The organism is Tenacibaculum sp. Bg11-29, from assembly GCF_002836595.1.
In the GTDB taxonomy this organism is placed as follows: domain Bacteria; phylum Bacteroidota; class Bacteroidia; order Flavobacteriales; family Flavobacteriaceae; genus Polaribacter.
Window position 1 is genome coordinate 495067 of the sequence record NZ_PJBB01000003.1, and the last position, 20379, is coordinate 515445.

16 protein-coding genes and 1 pseudogene are annotated in these 20379 nt (G+C 30.1%); 4 read left to right on the top strand and 13 right to left on the bottom strand.

Annotated features, from left to right (window positions below; translation table 11 throughout):
- Nucleotides 1–47 precede the first annotated feature (47 nt).
- On the top strand, nt 48–758 hold the full coding sequence (locus tag CXF68_RS02345; protein ID WP_101042749.1) for a DUF547 domain-containing protein: 711 nt from the start codon (nt 48–50) through the stop codon (nt 756–758).
- Between the two features lie 85 nt (nt 759–843).
- On the opposite strand, the gene CXF68_RS02350 is transcribed toward CXF68_RS02345, so the two are convergent.
- The 8 genes from CXF68_RS02350 to CXF68_RS02385 all read right to left on the bottom strand — a co-directional run bounded on the left by CXF68_RS02350 (nt 844) and on the right by CXF68_RS02385 (nt 12932).
- Entirely contained in the window at nt 844–3252 is a 2409-nt protein-coding gene (locus CXF68_RS02350; RefSeq protein ID WP_101042750.1) for a helix-turn-helix domain-containing protein, read from the bottom strand.
- Nucleotides 3253–3367: 115 nt separating this feature from the next.
- Entirely contained in the window at nt 3368–4783 is a 1416-nt protein-coding gene (locus CXF68_RS02355; RefSeq protein ID WP_101042751.1) for a hypothetical protein, read from the bottom strand.
- A gap of 151 nt (nt 4784–4934) precedes the next feature.
- Nucleotides 4935–5816 carry a nuclear transport factor 2 family protein gene (locus tag CXF68_RS02360; RefSeq protein ID WP_101042752.1) on the bottom strand — a complete coding sequence of 294 codons (882 nt, stop codon included), beginning with the start codon at nt 5814–5816 and terminating at the stop codon, nt 4935–4937.
- Nucleotides 5817–5916: 100 nt separating this feature from the next.
- Nucleotides 5917–6795, bottom strand: a complete 879-nt coding sequence (locus CXF68_RS02365; RefSeq protein ID WP_101042753.1) for an AraC family transcriptional regulator — start codon at nt 6793–6795, stop codon at nt 5917–5919.
- Nucleotides 6796–6902: 107 nt separating this feature from the next.
- Nucleotides 6903–7091: a DUF2892 domain-containing protein gene (locus tag CXF68_RS02370; protein WP_101042754.1), complete on the bottom strand. Its 189-nt coding sequence runs from the start codon at nt 7089–7091 to the stop codon at nt 6903–6905.
- A 22-nt stretch (nt 7092–7113) separates the two neighbouring features.
- On the bottom strand, nt 7114–10308 hold the full coding sequence (locus CXF68_RS02375) for an efflux RND transporter permease subunit (RefSeq protein ID WP_101042755.1): 3195 nt from the start codon (nt 10306–10308) through the stop codon (nt 7114–7116).
- Between the two features lie 141 nt (nt 10309–10449).
- Nucleotides 10450–11526: an efflux RND transporter periplasmic adaptor subunit gene (locus CXF68_RS02380; RefSeq protein ID WP_101042756.1), complete on the bottom strand. Its 1077-nt coding sequence runs from the start codon at nt 11524–11526 to the stop codon at nt 10450–10452.
- Nucleotides 11527–11627: 101 nt separating this feature from the next.
- Nucleotides 11628–12932, bottom strand: coding sequence for a TolC family protein (locus CXF68_RS02385; protein WP_101042757.1), 1305 nt, complete (start codon nt 12930–12932; stop codon nt 11628–11630).
- A 212-nt stretch (nt 12933–13144) separates the two neighbouring features.
- On the opposite strand from CXF68_RS02385, the gene CXF68_RS02390 reads away from it, so the two are divergent.
- Nucleotides 13145–14143 (top strand): metal-dependent hydrolase, encoded by a 999-nt coding sequence (locus CXF68_RS02390; RefSeq protein ID WP_101042758.1) that lies wholly within the window; start codon nt 13145–13147, stop codon nt 14141–14143.
- A gap of 33 nt (nt 14144–14176) precedes the next feature.
- On the opposite strand, the gene CXF68_RS02395 is transcribed toward CXF68_RS02390, so the two are convergent.
- Nucleotides 14177–14764 (bottom strand): methyltransferase domain-containing protein, encoded by a 588-nt coding sequence (locus CXF68_RS02395; protein WP_101042759.1) that lies wholly within the window; start codon nt 14762–14764, stop codon nt 14177–14179.
- A gap of 100 nt (nt 14765–14864) precedes the next feature.
- Between CXF68_RS02395 and nadA the strand changes: the two genes are divergently transcribed.
- The gene (gene nadA / locus CXF68_RS02400) at nt 14865–15857 is read left to right on the top strand and encodes a quinolinate synthase NadA (protein WP_101042760.1); all 993 of its coding nucleotides are present in this window, start codon (nt 14865–14867) and stop codon (nt 15855–15857) included.
- Between the two features lie 14 nt (nt 15858–15871).
- Nucleotides 15872–17455 (top strand): L-aspartate oxidase, encoded by a 1584-nt coding sequence (nadB, locus tag CXF68_RS02405; RefSeq protein WP_101042761.1) that lies wholly within the window; start codon nt 15872–15874, stop codon nt 17453–17455.
- A 35-nt stretch (nt 17456–17490) separates the two neighbouring features.
- Here nadB and trxA read toward each other — a convergent pair whose 3' ends face one another.
- The 4 genes and pseudogenes from trxA to odhB all read right to left on the bottom strand — a co-directional run bounded on the left by trxA (nt 17491) and on the right by odhB (nt 20224).
- Complete coding sequence (gene trxA / locus CXF68_RS02410) at nt 17491–17787, bottom strand: thioredoxin (protein ID WP_101042762.1); 297 nt, start codon at nt 17785–17787, stop codon at nt 17491–17493.
- A 28-nt stretch (nt 17788–17815) separates the two neighbouring features.
- Nucleotides 17816–18073, bottom strand: a pseudogene (locus CXF68_RS20940) (DUF3365 domain-containing protein); the annotation flags it as partial.
- Between the two features lie 8 nt (nt 18074–18081).
- A complete protein-coding gene (locus CXF68_RS02415; RefSeq protein WP_232771598.1) occupies nt 18082–18813 on the bottom strand; it encodes a hypothetical protein in 732 nt (243 codons plus the stop codon).
- A gap of 196 nt (nt 18814–19009) precedes the next feature.
- A complete protein-coding gene (odhB, locus tag CXF68_RS02420; RefSeq protein ID WP_101042763.1) occupies nt 19010–20224 on the bottom strand; it encodes a 2-oxoglutarate dehydrogenase complex dihydrolipoyllysine-residue succinyltransferase in 1215 nt (404 codons plus the stop codon).
- Nucleotides 20225–20379 lie beyond the last annotated feature (155 nt).

Here is a 20379-nt window from a genome sequence, read left to right on the forward strand (position 1 = left end):
TATTTCGTCCAAGCTAATGAAATGATTAAAATGTAAAACTAGAAAAAATGCGAAAAACTATTATACTCTTCTGCTTACTATTTATTAGTATTCAATCAGAAGCACAAACAGATGTATTTAATGCGCTTCTTAAAACTTATGTTAGTAAAGAAGGTAATGTAGACTATAAAGGCTTGCGAAAAAACCGTGCTTTATTAGACCTATATTTGAAGCATTTAGAAAAAACCGTACCTGGAAAAAAATGGTCAGCTACAAAAGCAAAATCTTTTTGGATTAATGCATACAATGCGTATACAATTAAACTAATTTTAGATAGCTATCCATTAAAAAAGATAACAGATATTAAAAGAAAAGGTAGAAATGCATGGAAAATTCCTTTTGCTGTTATTGGGAAAAAAACATACTCTCTTGATTATATTGAGCATAAAATATTACGTCGTTGGCATGATGACCCTAGAATTCATGTAGCAATAAATGCAGCTTCTAAATCAGGGCCTCGTTTTGCGAACTATGCTTTTACATCTAAAAACATTGAGTTGAAATTAGAAGCTTTAATGAAAGAATTCATCAACGACACTACTAAAAATAAAATATCTTCTGGTAAAATTGAAGTTTCTAAAATGTTTGAGTGGTATCAAGAAGACTTTACAATAAAACACTCATTAGTCGATTATGTAAACAAATATTCTGATATTCAAGTTAATGATGGTGCTGAAGTTGTTTACATGCAATATAACTGGGATTTAAACGGAAAATAACACGTTATCTCCTCCCCTAATTCCCTAAAAAAGAACGAAGAACCTTTAAAGGTTCTTCGTTCTTTTTTTAAGGATTATATATGTTTTACAACTCTAAAGACATTAAAACCATCTTTAATTCCATATAACTATAACTTTTAGAAACCTTTTCTTTTAAATCTGTTAGGCTTTTAAACTCTACACTTTCAATAGATTTAACCATTTTAGTATACTTTTTTAAAGGAATAATTTCAAGTACATCAATATCTCCTTCAGTGATAAAACTAGCCAAGTGACTTTCGATGGTATTTACCGTTAATCCTCTTTTGCTTGCAATTTCTTTAGCAGACAAACCTTCTTTAAAAAGCTTAAAACTTACTTGTCTTGTTGGTATTTTATCTTCTTTTGGTTTTTCTTTTTGCTGCTGTTTAATCCCTTGTTTTTTACAATAGCTAGTTACTGCGTCTAAAATTACACCTCCATATTTCTGAACCCTAATTTTCCCCATTCCATCAACTTTCAATAACTCTTTAGCTGTTTTCGGTAACGTATCACAAATAGCATATAACGTTTTTTGGGTAAATATTTGAAAATGTGGAATCCCCTCCTTTTTCGAAATTTCGTCTCGTAATTCACGTAAACTTAGTGCCAAAATAGGATCTCTAGAAGATGTAATTTTCTTTTTCTTAGGCTTTTCTACATTTTGTAAAACAGCATTTGCTCTAACCTGTAAATAGTCTTCAACTTGAAAACCATCCTTTAATTTAAGAAAACAAAATAGTTTTATAGATAATAAATCTTGCAGCGTGTAAATTTGTTTCTCTAAATCTTTTTGAACTGCTTTATTATCTGTAGAAAATGAAATTCCATTTAGAGGTTTTTTAATAAATTCTTCAGTTTGTTTAATAAAATAATCAATAGCTTTTATAAACCGTTCATTGATAGCATCACTATTTTCAGCTAGAATATCATCTTCAGAGAGTTGTTGCAATTGAATTTTAAACCCATTAGCAATTTTTAATAAAGGAATAATCCCGTTATCTTTAATCGTTTCTAAATGGTTTATCATAACACCATTTAAACTCGTTTGGTTCTTATAATATATATCAATAGCTCTTGTTGTTGGGTATAAAAAAGCTCTAAAATCAAATAATTCTGATATTAAATTAAGCTGATATTTTTTTTCTGATTCACTTAAAACTGTTTCATCAGGAACATTTTCATGTACATTCTTATTAAAAGAATCAACCGTTCTATCATTTATAATTGAACTGTTTCTAATCTGAGTTTTTAAAACAATACCTTCTAAAGAAGTACATCTACTTAAAGCAACGTACGTTTGCCCGTGCGCAAAAGAAGCTTCCGCATCAATAATAGCTTTTTCGAAGGTTAAACCCTGACTTTTATGAATCGTAATTGCCCATGCTAATCGTAATGGAATTTGGGTAAAAGAACCTGTAACCTCTTCTTTAATGTCTTTCGATTCTTCATCAATCGAATAATTAATATTCTCCCAAATCTCTTTTTTGGTTTCAATCTCATCATCATCATTCGGACATTTCACATAAATAACATCATCATCAATCAATGTTATTTTACCAATTTTTCCGTTAAAATATCTTTTTTCAGGTGAGCTATCGTTTTTAATAAACATTACCTGAGCACCAACTTTTAACTCTAACTTATCACTATTGGGATAGGCGTTTTCATTAAATTTACCAGATACTTCCGCTTTAAAAAAGCTACTCTTTCTTTTTAGTTTTTCTAATTCTAGCGTATTAATTGCATCCGCTCTTTTATTGTGAGTTGTTAGTGTAATGTACCCATCGTTTTTTTGTGGCTCAAAATCTGGATTATATCTTTTATTTAAAATTGCAGCGGACTTTTCAGATAAAGAATCGTTTCTAATTTCATTTAAAATTTCGATAAACTCTTCATTATCCTGTCTGTAAATTTTCTTTAACTCGATACTTACCGTATTCGATTCTTGAAATGCTCTACTACTAAAAAAATATACCGATTTATAATGTTCTTGTAACAAGCTCCATTCATTAGGTCTCACAACTGGTGATAATTGTTGCAAATCTCCAATCATTAAAACTTGCGCTCCACCAAAAACTTTGCTTTTATCTTTATACCTTCTTAAAACCTGATCTATACCATCTAATAAATCAGCTCTAACCATACTAATTTCATCAATAATTACAAGATCTAAAGACCTAATAATGTCAATTTTTGCTTTACCAAATTTTCGTTGTTGGTTAGATGTATTTGCAATTTGATTTGGTAAAATAGGTCCAAATGGCATTTGAAAAAAAGAATGAATCGTAACTCCTTTTGCATTAATTGCAGCAACACCTGTTGGTGCTACAATAACCAATCTTTTCAGCGATTCATTTTTTATTTTATGTAAGAAAGTAGTTTTTCCGGTACCTGCTTTCCCCGTAATAAAAAGGTTTCTATCTGTTTTTTCTATAAACTGAATGGCAAGGTCTAATTCTTTATTTTCTATCATCACAAAAGGCTACTACAATTTTTCACTAATAAATGTAAAAGTAGTTTTTTTAGCATAATATGTTGCTAAAATTGAGAGTGATCGATATGATTTTTTATAACTGATATTAATAATTTTATTTCCTAAACTTTCTAAATGAAACTAAAACATGGTAAATACCAATTCCAATCAATATTTTTCCAAAAACAAAAGGAATCCATTCCCAAAAACTAATTAAATATTCTCGGTTACTTATTAAAGGGTTATGAAAGTCTGTCAATAGAAAATACCGAAATAAACCAATCATATATTCATTAAAACTAGACATACTAAACAACTCTATTTCTCTAGAGTGATTGTGTATCCCATAAAATATAGAATAAAATAACACAGCCACAAACATAGTTCTTTGAGTAGCTTTAACCCAATCTGTGCCGTTATTGGAAAAGAAAGAATTAATCCTTAAAATTGTTAAGTCTCTACAAAGTTTCTGACGATTAATATTAGATTTTGATTTTAGTTTATTTTTTAATTCTTCTTTGAAAGAGTTTAGTTCATGAGCACGAAAATTATCGTAATCTATTTTATTATCTGCCCGTAACAATTGCTGTTTAATATTTCTTAAGGTTCTTTTATTGCATTCATTAAATTTATGAATCACAATATCATCAAAGAAAACAATTTTCTCAAATATTGTTCTATCTAAAAAAATTGAATTAAGTTCTAACTCTTGAAAAGAAGTTAATTCTTGAAAATTTGAATCGCCAATATGTAATTCATAAAGGTTAGAATTATTAAAATTTGTATATTTATAAAAATTACAATTTACAAGCTTTAATTTTGTCTGGCTCTCATTTTTTAATTGTTTAAATAATGTAACTCCTTTAAATTCATTAAATCTAAATTTTGCATATATTCCAAAATTAGTTGAAGAAAAGTTGGATTTTTCAAATTCATTATATTGAATGTAACTGGTTTCAATAATATTTGAAGTGAAGAGAAATTCTTTTGAAAATTTGCTATGGATAATATCTATTTGATTAAATGCGCAATCATTAATTTCTAATATATTTATATTACATCCATCAATCATTAAATCTCCTGTCGATTTTAAATGTGATAATTTTAAATGATTAATACTTTCAATATTATGTATTTTAATATCGATTAATATTTTTTGTTTCAAATTCTGAGCACATTCAAAAGTAAAACTGCCTAGTTTTTTTGGTGATAAGTATACTTCTTTAATTGGTTTTGAAATATTTAAAAATTTAATATCTTTCAAATAACAATTAACAAAACAAATTTCATTTTCAAATTCACAATCATCAAAATAAAAAACTTGAGTCAATTCATTTATTTTTAAAGAATCCGAGTTCATAAAAGCAACTCTTTCTCCTATAAAATTACAGTTTATAAATTTATTAGAAGTAGTAATCTCATTCAAGTTTATGATTGTATAATTTTCGAAATTTATTAAAAAATTTGTATATTCAGTACTTTCTGCAGAAGTAAGTAATTCTAAAAATCGTATTTCATTTATTTCTTCCATTTAGACTATCTTTATTTCAACTTGTAGCCAAGATAAGATTATCTCCTATTATAATTAAATATAATACTAGCCAAACAATCTAAAATATTTCACAAAAAATCCTACACAAAATGTGTAGGATTTATACTTTAATTAAATTGAAAATCTAAAATTAAAACTTTCCATTTGTATGCGCCATTTCAGCAGGAATTTCTTGAATTACATCCCAGTGTTCGACTATTTTATTGTCTTTTAATCTAAATAAGTCATAAAATGCTTGTGGTTTTCCGTTCCATTCACCTTCACTCATAGTTAAAACGAAATTACCCTCACCTAATACTTTATGCAGTTTTTGATAATTAAACATATTATTTTGTGATGTTAAATACGCAATTGCTTCCCCTAAACCATCCAAACCGTCTTTAACCATAGGGTTATGCTGATGATACTCTTCAGTACTTACATAGTTTGTAATTTTTTCAGGTGCTTTACCAAACAACACATCGTTTACAAAGTTTTTTACAATTTCTTTATTTGCAGCTGTTTTATTTACATCAGTAATATCAGTAACACCATCAACTTGAGAACGTCCACTAGCTGTTTGCTCAACTTTAGTCGTTATATTATCCCAATGTTCAGCAGCTTTACCATCTTGCATTCTCCAAACATCAAACGCCACTACCTCTTTACCTCCTAAAGCTTCAGCATTATGATATGAATTATGTAAAATAATAAATTCACCATCTTGTAAAATTCTATGCGTAGTATAAGTTGTATTTGCTTTTTTTAAGACAGGAAGAAACCCCAATACTGGTGCTATTCCTGTTGGCACATGAGGATTATGTTGAATATAATCAGTTGTAAAATATTTTTTAATTCCTTCTGAGCTATACTCTTTAAAAAAAGCCTCTTGTGCTTCTTGTGCAATTGTTTTTAAATTTTCCATTTTAGATTCTTTCTTTAATTTATTTCCTTTTATTGTTGCTTTTTTTTGAATTGAATTACAGCTTGTAAAAGCTGCGATGCTCAACACAATAATGATTGCTTTTTTCATCCTATATTTAATTTTAAATGATAGGACAAAATTAAGAGGAAAGGAAAACGTACGATAGGTAAATCTGACGAATAAAATGGTAAATATCGAACCTAAAAACCTAAATATTATTATTTTTAAAAGTATTTGGGGTAAATCCTGTATGTTTTTTGAAATATTTCACAAAATTAGTTGATTCTTCAAAACCCATTAAATAAGCTAACTCTGTACTTTTAATGCTAGAATTTATTAAATTTCTTTTAGCTTCTAAAATTACAAACTCATCTATATATTGTTTTGCGGTTTTATTAATTATTTCTTTACAAACTACATTTAAATGCTTGTAGGTAATATTTAATTTCTCAGCGTAATAATCCGCATTTTTATTGAATACAAAATCATTTTTTAAAAAGGTTTGAAAACTTAAAAAGAGTTTAAATTTTTCGGACTCCTTAATATAGTCTGTTTGATTTTTTTTAATTTCTTCAAGCTTAGAAAAGATGATATTAAATAAAGAATCTATAATGTGCTTTTTATTAAAGTTTTCAGATACCTTGTAAAACTCATTAAAAAAAAGTTGAATATACGTTAGGATATTAGAAGCTTCAGGAACTTGAACTTTTGGAGAAAAAAGTTGAGGAGTTAATAATCTAATGGCTGTATTTTGAGGAATATTAGCAAGCTGGTTCTTAAAGTACTCTTCAGTAAAAAGAAGTAGATACCCTTTTACACCTTTATTAAATTTAAAAGCATTCACTTGTCCTTTGGAGACATAGATAATAGCATTACTTTCTACTGTATGCCATACAAAATCGACTAAATGTTCAGTTTTTCCATTTGTATAAAAAGCTAGTTGATAAAATTCTAATTGATGCGCTCTTTCTGGTAAATGATCAAAAATATCTTTTTTACTTTCTAAATTCTCTAAAGTAATTATTTCTATTCCTTTTATTTCAGAAGATTTAGATTCAAATAGTAAGTGAGGTATTTCTTTACTCATATGGTAAACGACAGTAAGCAATGTTATTTATAGCTAAGTGAAAGATAGTAGATAATAAAGGAAAAATCAAGTTCTTTGTTAAAACAACTTGATTTTTCAAAGGGAATCTATTTCTGAATCTTAAACACTTTCATCAAAATGGTCTCTAACAAACACCATTTTGTAAATGCTGACTGAATTAAATTCAAGCCAATAAACACGGTAAACCATATCCAATTAGGATTTACATAAACCGTTAATACTACACTTATTAAAACAAAAGAACCAACGATAATTCTAAAATATTTATTTAACATCTTATTTAGTTTTTAATCAACACTATTTATAATTCTTCTTTTCAATCATATAATACACTAATGGCACAACCAATAATGTTAATACAGTTGACACAATAGTTCCGCCCATTAACGAAATTGCCAATCCTTGAAAAATCGGATCAAATAATATTACAAACGCTCCAATTACAACAGTTCCAGCAGTTAATAAAATAGGCGTTGTACGTACTGCCCCTGCTTCAATTGCCGCTTGTTTTAACGGAATTCCTTCGGCTAATCGTAAATTGATAAAATCTATTAATAAAACAGAGTTCCGCACCATAATTCCTGCTAAGGCAATCATACCTATAAATGAAGTTGCTGTAAAAAATGCGCCCATAATCCAGTGCCCTAAAATGATACCTATTAACGATAATGGTATTGCAACCATCATTACAATTGGTGCTTTAAAATTTTGAAACCAACCAACAATTAAGATATAAATTAAGATAATTGCTCCTAAAAAAGCGATTCCTAAATCTCTAAAAACTTCTAGTGTAATTTGCCATTCACCATCCCATTTAACGGTATAATCATCTTCAAAATCAGGTTGACCTAAATACATTTCGTTCAATTTATAACCTTCAGGAAGTTTAATTTCTTTTAATTTCTCTTCCATTCCTAAAATTGCGTAGGCTGGACTCTCTAATTCACCTGCCATATCAGCCATTACATACACCACACGTTTCTGATTTTTACGGAAAATACTTTTTGCGCTTACAGTTTCAGTAATATCAACTAAATCACCAATAGAAACCATGTTACCATGTTTCGATTTTATTTTTAATTGTGAAATATCAGAAATGGTAGATTTTTCTTTTTCATCTAAACTCAGTACCAATCCGACTTGATCTACAGCATTTTCATCATACAAACTCGTAATCGGGCTGTTAGATAATGCCATATTCATGGTATATGCAATTTGTTGTGGCGCAACTCCATACAACATTGCCTTCTCTTTGTTTATTTCAAATTGATATTCAGTTTGATCATCTTCAACCATCCAATCAATATCCACAACATCTGCTGTGTTTTTTAAAATATTTTGAACGCTATTCGCTATTTTAATTTGCTCGTTATAATCAGGCCCATAAACCTCTGCAACAATTGTTGATAAAACCGGTGGTCCTGGTGGTACCTCAACCAATTTTACATTTGCATTGTATTTTGCTGCAATTTTTTGCATTTCAGGGCGTAGTAATTTTGCAATCCCATGGCTTTGAATTTCACGTTTCCCTTTATCTACCAAATTCACTTGAATATCTGCCATATTAGATCCACCACGTAAATCGTAATGACGAACCAATCCGTTAAAAGTTATCGGAGCAGAAGTACCAATATAATTTTGGTAATTCACCACTTCTTGTCTTGTTGCTAAATACTGAGCAATTTCCTGCGTTACAACCGCTGTACGTTCTAAAGTTGTGCCTTCTGGCATATCAATTACTACTTGAAACTCGTTTTTATTATCAAAAGGCAACATTTTTACCGCTACCGATTTTGTAAAAAACAACACCATCGTTGCCATTAAAACAACAAATGTTCCTCCTAAAAACACCCATCTTTTTGTTTTATTTTCTAATAAAGGTCTTTCAAACTTATTATAAACCCTGTAAATAAATGTTTCTTCTAATGGTTTTTCAACTTTTTCTACACCTCCTTTTTTATCTTTTTCGCGCAAGAAAATATATCCTAAATAAGGTGTAATTGTTAAAGCTACAAATAATGATAAAATCATTGCAATTGATGCTCCAATTGGCATTGGTGCCATATAAGGTCCCATTAAACCCGATACAAAAGCCATTGGTAAAACAGATGCTATTACCGTAAATGTTGCTAAAATTGTTGGATTACCAACCTCATTAATCGCATATAAAGCAGCTTGTTTAAAGGGCAAACGTTTCATTTTAAAATGTCGATGCATATTTTCGGCAATAATAATTGAATCATCCACCACAATACCTGTTACAAAAACCAAGGCAAAAAGTGTAATTCGGTTTAACGTATAATCTAACATGTAGTAACTTAACAATGTTAAAGCAAACGTAATTGGCACCGATAAAAACACTACTAAGCCACCACGCCAACCCATTGCCAACATTACTACTAGAGTAACCGCAATGATAGAACCAATAAGGTGTAATAATAATTCAGATACTTTATGTGCCGCCGTTTCTCCGTAATTTCGGGTAACTTCTACATGTACATCATCAGGAATTAAAGTAGCACGTAAATGCGTTACTTTCGCTAAAATCAACTCTGCTATTTTCATTGCATCTGCCCCTTTTCTTTTAGCTACAGAAACAGTTACTGCTGGATATTCCGATTTGTAATCTGATGATTTTACACTTCCTTTCCCAAAACCTAAAGACACATAATTTTGTGGTATTTCTGGTCCATCAACAATTGTAGCAATTTGTTTTAAATAAATTGGTTGCTCTTGTTGTACTCCAACTACCAAATTCTCAACATCAGCAACTGATGCTAAAAACTTACCTGCGTTTATTAAAAACTCCGTATCGTTTTTATCAAAACTTCCCGATCTTAACTGGGTGTTATTGGCTTTTATCATTTCTGAAACTGATAAGAAATCTAATCCGCTTGCAGCCAATTTATCCTTGTCTAAAACTACTCTTAACTGACGATTTCTTCCTCCAATTTTATGTGTAATAGAAACGTCATTTATCTTCTTAATTTCAGTTTCTAATTCTTGCGCCATTTGATTCAACTGAAAATCGTCATAACTTTCACTCCACAAGGTTAACCCCAACATTGGCACATCATCAATTGCACGTGTTTTCACTAATGGAAACGTAACACCTTTTGGCATTTGATCCATATGTTTATTAATTTCATTATACAATTTTACAAACGAACGCTCAATGTCTTCGCCCACATAAAACTGTACAATAACCATTGCTTTTTCGTTCATCGAAGTAGAATACACATATTCTACACCTTTAATGTTCGAAATTAATTTCTCTAAAGGCTTTACAACTCTAGACTCTACTTCTGTAGGACTCGCACCTGGATATCCAACAAAAATATCTGCCATTGGCACATCAATCTGTGGTTCTTCTTCTCTTGGTATTAAAAACGAACTGTACACTCCAATAACCATAAAAACGATCATTAAAAGCACTGTAAGCTTAGAACCAATAAAGACTTTTGCGATTTTTCCAGCTAAACCTTCTTTCATTTTTTTATATTTTTTTGGGCGCTTTAACAGGCTATCCGTTTCAATCTTTTTAAGCTGTTCTCAATACAAATTTGCTTAGGCAAATTCACTCGAACTGACATAAAAAGGATTTTCACTACTATCCCTAACGCGAATTTTTAGTTATTGAACTGTAACTTTTACTCCATTAAATAATTTTCCTTCTGCTGAAACGATATATGATTCATCAGAATTTAAACCTGATAAAACCTCAACTTGATGACCATAAGTTCTCCCTAAACGTAACCAACGTAACAAAGCGGTATTACTTTGACTTACCGTATAAATACCTGATAATTGACCTTTTTTCACAATTGCTTCTTTAGGAATTAACACCAATGCTGATTTTACTTTTCTTTCTACAGGAAACTGAACTGTAGAAAACATACCTGATAAAATATTTACATTCGTTTTTTCTAGTGCTATTTTCACTAAATATTGACCACCAGTATTTTTAGCTGAAGTACTTACCTCACTAACTTTACCTTTAACTGTTTTAGCAATCGATTTTACTAAAACAGTAACTGCTACTCCATTTTTAATTTGTGAAATTTCTGTTTCAGGAACCATTGCTATTACTTCAAAATCTTTCGGTTTTTCTAAACTAATTAAAGGTATTCCTGGGCTTGCCATGTCTCCAGATTCGATATTCTTACTTGTAATTACACCAGTAAAAGGAGCTTTAATATTCGAATAGGCAAACTGTGCGTTAATTTCGTTTTTTTGTTGATTTGCAGCTTCTAAACTCGCTTTTGCCATTTCGTAGTTAGCCGTCATATCATCCATTTCTTTCTGAGTAACACTTGTACTTTCAAATAAATTTTTAAAACGATTGTAATTCTTTTCAGCATTATTAAAAGCAGTTTTAGCTTGTGAAATCCCTGCATTTACCTGTCCTTTTTTAGCCTGTAAATCAGTATTATTAATAGAAACTAACAACTGCCCCTTTTTAACCTTATCACCAACATTTACGTGTACTTTTTTAACGTATCCCATCATTCTAGTACTTAAATTAGCACTATTAACAGCTTGTATTTTTCCACTTACTGATAAAAATTGACCATTATTACTTTCAGTAATCTTACTCACTTGAACTTTAATCGGTGGAGAATTATCTACAGCTTCTTTTTTATGCTCTTTACCACAATTTGCAAATGTTAATGCAACAGATAAAATTAGAATTGTATATATATTTTTCATTTTATAGTTTATTTATAATTTTAGGTTTCGACTGCGCTCAACCAGACATTTTTTTTAAGGTTATTTTACTAAGAACTGCAACTGCTTACTGGCAATTATTTTCATTCTTTAGCTAAAAAATCTAAATACACTTGTGTAAAATTGTATTCGAAAATAGTTTGGTTATACGCTAACTCTTTTTGCAAAAACTGTGTTTCTGCGAGTAACAAATCAGCTGTTTTTTCTAAACCTTCTTTAAACCTGTTTTTTCTAATTCTTAAAGACTCTTTAGACTGCTCAACCGCTAAAGCTGTTAATGTTAATTTATTTTTAGCATCTACTAATTGGCGTTTTACTTTATTTAGCTCCAAATTACTTTTAGACACATATTGATTGTATGCTAACTTAGATTTCTCTAATTCAGCTTTACTCTTTTGTATTTTTCCAAAACGTTTTGCCCCTTTAAAAATATCCCAACTTAATTGTGCACCAATTAAATAACCATTTGCACTTCCTTGAAATATTTTATTATCATACATTTCATAACTTCCAAATGCGTTTAAACGTGGTAAAAAAGCCATTTTATCAGCCTTATTCATTGCCTCATATCCTTTTAAAGCTAATTGCATTGCCTTTATATCTGCTCTATTTTCTGAAATAACTCTTTCATCAATATTAAAACTAGCCACTAATAAACGCTCAGTAGGTTCATACACCACATAACTCTTATCGTTCATTAAAAAAGAAATATAATTCGATGCATTTTGCACATTACTTTTTGCCACCTGTAACTGATTTTTAACCTCTGTTACTCGTACTTCAATATTTAAAACATCTGTACGTTGTAAAAAACCTTGTTCATAACGATTATCAGCCATTTCTTTATTAATCATTGTAGTTTCTAAAGCTTTCTCTAACACACTAACTGCTTTATATGCGAGTTGTAACTGCATGTATGATTTCTCTACCTCTAATAACAAATAATCTTTCGTGCGCTGAGTTTTTAAAGACATTGCTTCCATTTTAGATTTGGCAGCTTTTCTTTGATAAAGGCCATCTAAATTTATTAATGGTTGTTGAATTTCTAATTTTGTTGCAAAATTTTGAGTTCTTTCAGGATTATTTAACAAAGTTGGATTAAAATCATTTTGTGTTAAAATTTCTTGATTCAATTTAGAACCAAATGTCATTAACGGGTTTGTAGTTGAAATACCTGTATGACTTGCTGTAATATTTGGTAAAAACACCGCATTTGTTTGGTTAAAATCTGCTTTTGCTACTAAAAAATCTTGTTGAGACATTTTAATAGCGTCGTTATTCTCTTTTACTTTAGATATAACATCTTCTTTAGTAATAACTATTACCTCTTGTGCTTTTGCAAAAAGAGTAAATAATATAAAAAACAGTATTAATACTTTATTATTCATGCTACAGTTTCATTAAGTTACTGCAAACTTAGCTGCATAATAAATAATTGTTAGTAACATTTGTTACCATCTGATTTGCTTTCTATAAAGACTCTTTGAATAAAATCTTATAATTCAAAAATAAAGGAACCCCATTGCCATAAAGTTTAATAAAAAACTTAGCTGAACTTCTATACTTTATTTAACCTGCTTCGTTTATTTTTGTGAAACATATGGATTCATTAACTCAAATTGTATTAGGCGCCGCCGTTGGCGAAGCCATTTTAGGTAAAAAAATTGGAAATAAAGCAATGCTGTATGGAGCAATTGCTGGTACTATTCCCGATTTAGATGTTCTTGCTTCATTTTTCACAGACAAAGTAACGGCACTTTATATACATAGAGGATTTACTCATTCTATTGTGTTTTCAGTACTTTTCGCACCCATTCTCGCCTGGATTGTTTCACGTTACGAAAAGTATAAAGATTTTAAAAATTGGACATTACTATTTTTCTTGTCATTTGTAACACATCCTATTTTAGACGCGCATACTACTTGGGGAACTCAATTGTTTTGGCCTTTTGACATCCGATTAGCTTTTAAAAACATATTTGTAATTGACCCTCTTTATACATTGCCTTTTTTAGTGTTTTTAATTTTTGCAATGACACAAAAACGTACTTCTGAGAAACGTCGTTTTTATAATAAAATGGGACTAATAGTAAGTTCATCATACTTAGTACTTACACTTCTCTTAAAATGGATAGCCTTTAATCAATTTGAAACAGCTTTAAAAACTCAAAATATTACTTACTCAGAAATAGACACGAGACCTTCACCTTTAAACACCATCCTTTGGAGTGCCAACGTACAAACTGAAGATTCTTTTTTATTGGGTAATTATTCATTTTTTGATACGCAACCCATCTCTTTCACAAAATACCCAAAGAATCATAATTTATTAGGGAATCTTACTGAAAACAAAAGTGTTAAGCGTATGATTTCAATTTCCGAAGGTTGGTTTACCATCAATAAAAAAGATGGGTTGCTTTATTTTAACGATTTAAGATTTGGCCTTTTAAGTGTTAAGCCAAAAGCTGAAAATTTTGTTTTTAAATATAAAATAACGGTAGACGATGTTGGAAATGTAACATTCACCGAAGAACCAAAAGATAAACGTGATGCTAAAAAATTAGTGTCTGATTTATGGGTTCGTTTAAAAGGTAATTAAATTACCTTTTAATCTAAAATCTAGTTAAACAACTTAATGTTTACGTTTTATAAATTTGATAAACAGTTCCATTTCTTGCCTGTTATGGTATGAATTATAACAGTTTTCAAAAATATTAAAAGTAAAATACGGTTCAAAACACCCTCTATACTCTTCTTTATCCCCTCCAAAAGGTGGATGATCTTCATTTAATTTAGCATTAAAAAGAAGTCCCACTAATTTTCCGTTTTCGTTTAGTATATCATACATTTTTTCGGCATATTTATTTCTCAAACTGGGGCTTAATGCACAGAAAAAAGTTTGTTCAATTACCAAGTCAAATGTCATCTCTAAATCAAAAAAATCGCCTAGAATTAATTGCTTTTGGGGAAAACTTGGAACTCTTTTTTTTATATTCTCTAATGCTGATTTAGATAAATCGACAACAGAAACATTCTTAAATCCCTTATTAAAAAGATACTCTGCTTCATAGGAATTACCTCCTCCAGGGATTAATATTTTCAATTCTTTATTTTCTAACTGATCAAAATAACCTTTTAAAGGCGGTGAAATTTCTCCTAAATCCCAACCTGTTTTATTAGCTTTATATTTATTCTCCCAAAAATCTTTAGACAAATTCATTTTTTCTTAGTTATAATCGAAAATAGCATGACATTAATCATTTCCCTAGGAACAAAATAGAACCTATATTTGTACCATAGTTTAAAATTAAACATTTTTTATGGAAACTTTAGTTGCTGCAAAAAAAAATCTTGATAAAAGAGGTTTTTTAGATATCGATACACCAAACATTAATTATGTTGAGGAGATTTTAAAATTGAAAAAAGAAAAGAATGCAGTTATACTTGCACATTACTACCAAATAGATGAAATTCAAGAAATTGCAGATTTCGTAGGCGATAGTTTAGCTTTGGCTCAAAAAGCTGCTGAAACAAAAGCTGATATGATTGTTTTTGCTGGAGTTCATTTTATGGCAGAAACTGCAAAAATATTAAACCCAAATAAAAAAGTATTATTACCCGACCTCTTAGCAGGTTGCTCTTTGGCAGATTCATGTCCGCCAGAAAAATTCGCTGATTTCAAAAAGAAACACCCAAATCATAAGGTAGTTACATACATTAACTGTTCTGCAGACATCAAAGCATTGAGTGATATTGTTTGTACTTCATCTAATGCTAGAAAAATAATAGATTCTTTTCCTGAAGATCAGCCGTTAATTTTTGCTCCTGATAGAAATTTAGGAGATTATTTAAATAAGGAAACAGGTAGAGATATGCTTCTTTGGGATGGAGCCTGTATGGTTCATGAAGCTTTTTCTATGGAGAAATTGATTGACCTTTACAAAGATCATCCAGATGCAGAATTAATTGCACATCCAGAGTCGGAAGCTCACATGCTTAAAGTTGCCAAATATATTGGATCTACTTCTGGCTTGTTAAATCATGTTAGAAATAGCAAAAAAGAAAAATTTATTGTTGCTACTGAAGCTGGTATTCTCTTTCAAATGATGCAAGAAAATCCAGATAAAATAATTATCCCTGCTCCAGCAAAAGATGATAATACATGTGCTTGTAGTGAGTGTGCTTATATGAAATTGAATACAATGAAAAAACTGTATTTATGTTTAAAACACGAATTACCGAACATTGAAGTTGATAAAGAATTAGCTAAAAAAGCAATTTTACCAATTGAAAGAATGCTAGCGCTTTCTTAATAAGAATTTAAAAGATGCTGTCAGATAAAAAAGTAATTACAACTGATTTCCTCGTTATTGGTTCTGGAATATCAGGATTAACCTTTGCTCTAAAAACGGCTACGAAGTTTAAAGATGCAAAAATTACCATTGTTACAAAAGATGAACAGAGCGAATCTAACACTAAATATGCACAAGGTGGAATTGCAACTGTTTATGACAAAACGGTAGATAGTTTTGAGCAACATATAAATGATACTCTAATTGCTGGAGATGGTTTATGTGACAAGGAGGTTGTAAAAATGGTTATTGAAGATGCTCCTGGTAGGTTACAGGAATTAATTGATTGGGGTACAAAATTTGACAGAAACGAAAACAAAGAGTATGATTTAGGTCGTGAAGGAGGTCATTCACAAAATAGAGTTTTACATCATACAGATATTACTGGTGCAGAAATAGAAAGAGCGCTATTAGCACAGGTTAATGCTTTACCAAATATAGATTTTTTAACACATCATTACGCAATTGACTTAATTACTGAGCATCAAGTAAAAAATAAAAAAACAAAACGAAATGGAAAAATCTCATGTTTTGGCGCTTATGTTTTAAATATTAAAGAATCTAAAGTTAAAACCTTTGTAAGTAAATTTACGATTTTAGCCTCTGGAGGTAATGGTCAAGTTTACGAAACAACGACAAACCCAACTGTTGCCACTGGTGATGGTATTGGTATTGCCTATAGAGCAAAAGCTGAAATTTCGGATATGGAATTTATTCAGTTTCACCCAACAGCTTTATACAACCCCGGTGAATATCCAGCCTTTTTAATCTCTGAAGCTGTTAGAGGTTTTGGTGCTAAGCTAAGAGATTTCAATGGAAATTATTTTATGCATAAATATGATGAACGAGAAGAACTAGCTTCTAGAGATATTGTTGCCAGAGCCATAGATAACGAATTAAAAAAGAGCGGTAGTCCCCATGTATATTTAGATTGCACTAATCTTGACATAGAGAAATTTAAAGAACACTTCCCTAATATTACAGATAAGTGTGCTTCTTTAAATATAAATGTTGAAAAAGACTTTATTCCTGTTGTTCCTGCTTCTCATTATATTTGTGGTGGTGTTAATGTTAATAAAAAAGCCAAGACATCTATAAAGAAGCTATATGCTATTGGTGAGGTTACAAAAACAGGTTTGCATGGTGGAAATAGATTAGCATCTAATTCTTTACTAGAAGGTATTGTATACGCTCATAAGGCTTTTTTAAACATCTCTAAAAAATATAACAGTACCAAGACACCTAAAAACATACCTGAATGGAATGATAATGGCGTAATTAAAAACATGGAAAAAATTTTAATTACACATGATAGAAACGAAGTAAAAACAATAATGACTAATTATGTTGGTATTGTTCGTTCTAACGAACGTTTAGAACGTGCTGAAAAAAGGTTACGTGCTCTCTATGAAGATAATAAACGTTTGTACGATTATTCTGAACTTTCTGTTGATTTATGTGAATTAAGAAATCTAATTACTACCGCTTATTTAATTACCCAATTTTCTAAAAAAAGAACAAAAAATTGTGGTGGTTTTTATAGTTTAGATTGTAGTTAAAATTAATGACGCACCTCTTTTATGGCTATAAATAATTAAGAAAAACTATTTATAATAGAAACCAACTCTTTTTTTTGTACTACTCCTGATTGTCTCCAAACTTGTTTACCTGATTTGTATAAAACTAATGTTGGTACCCCTCTAACTTGATATTTTGCAGCTAAAGATTGGTTTTTATCAACATCAATTTTAATAATTGAAACTTTATCTTCTAAAGACTCTTTTACTTCTTTTAAAATTGGATTCATCATTTTACATGGCCCACACCATTCTGCAAAAAAATCTACTAAAACTGGTTTATCTTGATTAATTATTTTTGAAAAATTGCTCATGCCTAAGAAAATTTTTATTTTTTATTTTTTATTTTTTATTAAATTTTATACTCCATATTCCTCTCACTTCATTCTCTTTATAACCTATAGCTTTATCTTTCGGATACAAGTTTTTAATTTGAGTTAAAGTATTGGTTTTTATATCTGAAACTGGTTTACCATGACATTGTAAACACATAGAGTTCGTTTTAATCGGGTAGTAAAATTCTACACTCTCACCAGATTCTACAACAATTGCTTTAGATTCGCTCCTATTTTTAATATCGTTTTTAAAAACAGCGATATACCCTTTTTCTACTTCATTAGCTGTATTACTATAGTTTCTAGGTTTATCAGAAACTCTTTTATTGTTGCCTTATGAATAATAGACATACTGTCTGTTAACGGATATGCTCTTTCATTACAAAAATTTAAAGCAGCTAAAGTTCCTTCTTTTTGAATTGTACTCATTAAATTTTTTCCTAAAACAGATTTGGTCGTTAGTGCATACTTTAGTCCTCTTTCATTATATGGTAGGTTATTAAAGCTATTACGCTCTCTTTCCTTTTGTTTGCCTTCTTTATTTACGACTCCACTTCTTTTACCTTTTTCTTTATTATAATGATTTTCAAACCATGATGGCTGTTTAATCTCATTATCAAACATATAATCAGAAATCACCTTTATAGTTTCATCAGGAAAAGTTTGTTTTGGCATTAATCCAAAACGTTTTACTGCTTCAAACATTTTAACATTCTCTTTAGTAGGGTTTTCAATCCAATTTTGCATTGAGTTTATAAACTCTTCTTTAGTTGTATTATTTTTTATATAGTGTTTTTTTATAGCAACCATAGGAGGTGCAATTCTATCTTCGCTTGTAGCTGTAGGATTATGACATACATAGCAATTTGTTTCCATTAACTTTTTACCAGGATGTTCTTTTTCTTTTCTATCTAAAACCGTTTTATCTTTAGACAATAATTTATTTTTAGAGTTTTTACAACTAAATATAAAAACAATCATTAATAGTAATGCGAATGGCTTCATCTTTTTTATTACAAAAATAAAGCCTGTTTAGCTCATAAAAAGTAACCTATGTTACAATACACAAACTTTAATATTCATAAGTACTAGCAGACACTTTAAAGTATAGTTAAGAATTAACAAACCAAAAAATTCTTCTAAACAAAAAATCCTGCACAAAATGTACAGGATTTATATTTTATAGAAAAAGTAATTAAAATTACATTTCTAATGTTTTCTTAATATCATTGTTCATTAATAACTCAACAGGGTTTTCTAATGCTTCTTTAACAGCAACTAAGAATCCAACTGATTCACGACCATCAATAACTCTGTGATCATAAGATAATGCTACATACATAATTGGTTGAATTACAACTTCACCATTAACAGCCATTGGTCTGTTTACGATATTATGCATTCCTAAAATTCCACTTTGTGGAGGGTTTAAAATTGGAGTTGATAACATAGAACCAAATACACCACCATTTGTAATAGTAAATGTTCCTCCAGTCATTTCATCAACAGTAATTTGTCCATCTCTTGCACGTAAAGCTAAACGCTTTACTTCGCTTTCAACTCCTCTAAAAGATAAATCTTCAGCATTTCTAATTACAGGAACCATTAATCCTTTAGGACCAGAAACTGCAATAGAAATATCTTGAAATTCATTTTTAATTTGGTAATCTCCATCAATCATAGAGTTTACATCAGGGTATAATTCTAAAGCTCTAACAACTGCTAAAGTGAAAAAAGACATAAATCCTAATCCAACACCATGCTTTGCTTTAAAATCTTCTTTATACTCTTTACGTAAATCGAAAATTGGCTGCATATTAACTTCATTAAATGTAGTTAACATTGCTGTTTCGCTTTTTACTGCAACTAAACGTTGTGCTACTTTTCTACGTAACATAGACATTTTCTTACGCACAGTACTACGAGAGCCATTTGCTGGTTGTGTACCCATAGAAGGAACAGCTTTAACAGCATCTTCTTTAGTTACACGTCCATCTTTACCAGTTCCTTTTACAGATGCAGCATCCATTCCTTTTTCTGCTAAAACTTTCTTAGCAGCAGGAGAAGCAGTACCAGTTGCATAGGTTGCAGCTTTTGCTTCTTCTTTTTTAGGAGCTTCTACTTTCGGAGCTTCTGTTGTTTTTGTTTCAGTAGAAGATCCACCAGCTGGTTTTTCAGCACTCATGTCAATAAGACAAACTACTGCACCAACCTCAACAGCATCACCTTCTTCTGCTTTTAAAGTAATAATTCCACTTTCTTCCGCAGGTAACTCTAGCGTTGCTTTGTCAGAATCTACTTCGGCAATTGGCTGATCTTTTTCAACATAATCACCATCTTCAACTAACCAACTTGCTATTTCTACTTCTGTAATTGATTCCCCCGGAGAAGGAACTTTCATTTCTAAAACACTCATGTTTTTTATTTTTATTCTGAAATACTTTCTTTCTTAATTCACGTTTCCCTATCGGGTTGAATTTTAGACTAAATCTTTAACTTATTTTTATTCTATAAAACTTACTCGAACAAATAATAAAATGATTTAACTATAACACCTAACGCATACTCTTA